Source organism: Streptococcus pseudopneumoniae (assembly GCF_001072925.1).
Lineage (GTDB): Bacteria > Bacillota > Bacilli > Lactobacillales > Streptococcaceae > Streptococcus > Streptococcus pseudopneumoniae_Q.
The window spans coordinates 1-3,559 of record NZ_JVHE01000024.1 but is presented as its reverse complement, the minus strand read 5'-3'; the positions used below and the strand labels follow the sequence as shown (position 1 = coordinate 3,559).

The window sequence follows — 3,559 nt, the reverse complement described above, 5'->3', positions numbered from 1 at the left end:
TCTGCTTGTAGTATAGCAGAGAAAGGAGGAAAGAAGGGCTTTGATTTCTGTCTTGTGTTTTTTCACGTCCAAGGTGTATCAGGAAGTATGAATACTGACAAGTGAGGGTAAAAAAAGACAACTGTTTTCTCTACAGTTGTCTTTGTTTTGTAGTTTTAATTGACGAAATTTCCAAAAAAATGTCCGATTAAAGTTCTGCAATCTGGTTAAGATTTACTTCTGCAACTGTATCGTTACCAAACATTGAGATAATCATCTTGACTTTGTTGTTATCAATTTCTGTGATCTTACCTGTGTAATCTGCGAAAGCACCGTCAATAATACGAACAGTTTGACCAACTTCGACATCAATATCAAATTCTTGGACAGTTTGACCCATAGAAACTAAAATATCACGAATTTCTTGTTCCAAAAGTGGAGTTGGTTTTGATCTATTACCGTGTGAGCCTACGAATCCTGTTACGTTTGGTGTGTTACGCACAACAAACCATGCTTCGTCGGTCATAACCATTTCTACAAGAACATACCCTGGAAAGCGATTTTCTTCGATTTCTTTTTTCTTTCCATTTTTTTCTACTTGCACTGTTTGTGTAGGAATTTCAACACGTAGAATATTTTCTAGCATATTGTATGTTTGTGCACGTTGCAATAGATTTTCTTTTACTTTATTTTCGTAGCCAGAATAAGTTTGTAGCACAAACCATCCTTTATCAAAACTATCCATGTTTTTTCCTTTCCTAACTGAAGAATTTCAGCGACTAGATCTTTTTCTTAGCTTATTTTAAAAAATATTAATAAAACGAATCAATCCGCTAACAATCAATTGGTCAAAAATATAAATCATCACTACAAAGAAAGCAGTGTATTCCATGATAGATTTAAAATCTAACCAACTTTCCTTGCGAGTCGGCCAAGTTGTTTCTTTAAGAAGTTTAAAAATGTCCTTAATAAAACGCATCGTTTTCTCCTATCTCGTTTCTCGGTGTGTGGTGTACTTGCCACAGTGTTTACAAAATTTATTTACTTCTAAGCGTGTTGGTTTTGGATTTCCACTAATTTTGATTGAATAGTTTCTAGAACCACAAACCGCACAGGCTAGACTTGCTTTTTTAAGTGCCATAACGCCTCCATCTTACCTATTATAACAATAAACCTCTGCTTTGACAAGTTAAATTCTTTTTTGAATTCTTAAATTTTTCACTTTAAAATCATCAAATATGGCTTTCTTTCAATATCGTACCGAATTATTTAGAAATTGAAAAAGCCCAGGAATCATCCTAGGCTTTATGGTTCTTATTTACCAAGGTAGTATTCAGAAACGACGTTCAATTTTTCGTCAAATTCGAATACCAATGGTGGGAAGTTAGGGATTTCTACATCCATGATTTCGTCGTCTGACAAACCTTTGATGTGTTTTACAAGAGCACGAATTGAGTTACCGTGTGCTCCTACGAATACATTTTTACCATCTTTAAGAGCTGGAGCGATTTTATCTTCCCAGAATGGAAGGGCACGTTCCAAAGTCACTTTCAAGTTTTCAGCATCTGGGATAACTGAGTCGTCAAGTGAAGCGTAACGACGGTCAGTGTGAGCTGAGTGCTCATCGTCGCGATCCATTGCTGGAGGCAATACATCGTATGAACGACGCCAGATGTGAACTTGTTCATCACCAAATTGTTCAGCTGCTTCAGCTTTGTTTTTACCAGTCAAACCACCGTAGTGACGTTCGTTCAAGCGCCATGATTTTTCAACTGGAACCCACAATTGGTCAGATGCTTCAAGAGCCAAGTTAGTTGTTTTGATTGCACGTTTCAATACTGAAGTGTAAGCTTGGTCAAATTCGATACCAGCTTCTTTGATCAATTTACCAGCGTCAATCGCTTGTTGTGTTCCTTTTTCAGACAAATCAACATCAGCCCAACCAGTGAAAAGGTTAGCTTTGTTCCATTCAGACTCACCGTGGCGAGCAAAAACCAATTTTACCATTTGATGGATACTCCTTTTATTTTCCGAGGTTCCCCTCGTTTATCTATTCTATTTTACACAATTTTTCACAAAAAAGCTAGTCAAAATCAATCAAAAAAAGAGAAGAGACTTCTTGTCTCTTCTCTTTTAGTATAGAATTATCCTTCGATTTGGAAATGTTTTAAGCTTGACAAGTATAGCGCTCCACCAATGATGAGAATAATTCCACCAATCCATCCCAAGAATGGAATCAATGCTACTCCCGATCCAACGATTAGCAAGATAGACGGAGCAAGTGAGATACGCTTGTCATCCTTATAGTAGACAAGAGTGAGAATTCCTAGGATAAGAGTTGCAATTTTTACTAAAGTAAAAACAAGGAAAACAACTCCCAAAACAAATCCCGCAAAATCTTCATTTTCAGAAATAGCCGCAATCATAACGATAACGACTGGTAAGATTGCCAAAAGAGCTCCTGCAATGATTCCAATAATTCCATCAACTTGTGCAAGTGTTTTTGTCTTCATAAATGTCTCCTAAAAATTTTATTTAATCGTTATTTTACCATATTTTAGTTTTTATTTAAAGTTTTTACCAATCTGGTATGGAATTGTGATTCCTTTACTGGCTCTCTATACGAATCAAACTAGTGATATTTCAAGTTTTATAGTTCTATTTTTTACTTGTTATTTTACATTATGTTCAGTCATTCAAGTAATCCACTTATTTTTTTCATAACCTCGTGAAATACTCTCACTCAAATCAGAAACTATATCTAACTTACCTCTAATTAGTAGAGAAGTATTTATCATTAGATTTGTTGCTAATATTTAGTATTACCCATTTATTAGTTTAGGTTATACTCATCATTTATTTTTTGATTATTCTATTATTTTTGAGGTTAACTTTAGTTACAAGTCAGTTTCATTCTCAATCTCGATTATCTTCTAGATTTTCTAACTGTTTATATTTTCTATTTTGGCGGTTTAAACTCTTATGTAAGGCTATCTGAGTTAAATATCCGTTTTCTTGTTCTATGCCTTACTCAGATTTAATTTAGTGTTCTTGATCGTTTCTAATAGAACTATACAACTACAGTGGATTGAACCTAGAATAGTACGACAAGGATTCTAAAACGTTTCTATAAATTAATTTGACTTTCCTAGCCTCATTGTTCATATCTTTTTTCAATCCATTATATAATGGATTGAATCTAGAATAGCACACCAAGGATTCTAAAGCGTTTTTAGAAATTAATTTGACTTTCCTAATCTCTTTGTTCACATCTTATTTCAATCCACTATAGTATTAATAAATTGTTGACTAATTTACATTCTGCAATTTTTCCGAGATATCGTTATCAGGAAAAAATTTTATTTATCTGACTTCAAATAATAGTAAAACTAGCCTTAAAATCAAAAAACCGTAAGAATTTCTTCTTACGGTTTTTCTAGCAGTCTCAAAGAATAATCATTCTCAGTTTTGCTTTATTTGAGCTTTTTATTTACTCTTCTTCCTCACGTTTTTTAGCGATAAGGAGTCCTCCTGTCACTGCTGCAAGAAGTGCTAGTCCAAGTGAAGCGTTAGATTGTTT

General features: G+C 34.2%; 6 protein-coding genes. All 6 read right to left on the bottom strand.

Going from position 1 to position 3,559, the window contains the following annotated elements:
- Positions 1 to 187: 187 nt before the first annotated feature.
- The gene (gene nusG, locus ADH81_RS00970; RefSeq protein WP_045763385.1) at positions 188 to 724 is read right to left on the bottom strand and encodes a transcription termination/antitermination protein NusG; all 537 of its coding nucleotides are present in this window, start codon (positions 722 to 724) and stop codon (positions 188 to 190) included.
- Between the two features lie 57 nt (positions 725 to 781).
- Positions 782 to 958, bottom strand: a complete 177-nt coding sequence (secE, locus tag ADH81_RS00965) for a preprotein translocase subunit SecE (protein ID WP_001211016.1) — start codon at positions 956 to 958, stop codon at positions 782 to 784.
- Positions 959 to 967: 9 nt separating this feature from the next.
- Positions 968 to 1,120 (bottom strand): 50S ribosomal protein L33, encoded by a 153-nt coding sequence (gene rpmG, locus ADH81_RS00960; protein ID WP_001809375.1) that lies wholly within the window; start codon positions 1,118 to 1,120, stop codon positions 968 to 970.
- A gap of 173 nt (positions 1,121 to 1,293) precedes the next feature.
- On the bottom strand, positions 1,294 to 1,986 hold the full coding sequence (locus ADH81_RS00955; protein WP_045763384.1) for a phosphoglycerate mutase: 693 nt from the start codon (positions 1,984 to 1,986) through the stop codon (positions 1,294 to 1,296).
- A gap of 137 nt (positions 1,987 to 2,123) precedes the next feature.
- Positions 2,124 to 2,492, bottom strand: coding sequence for a hypothetical protein (locus tag ADH81_RS00950; protein ID WP_049525851.1), 369 nt, complete (start codon positions 2,490 to 2,492; stop codon positions 2,124 to 2,126).
- Between the two features lie 977 nt (positions 2,493 to 3,469).
- A partial coding sequence (locus ADH81_RS11600; protein ID WP_161800916.1) for a hypothetical protein occupies positions 3,470 to 3,559 on the bottom strand: 90 nt, incomplete at its 5' end.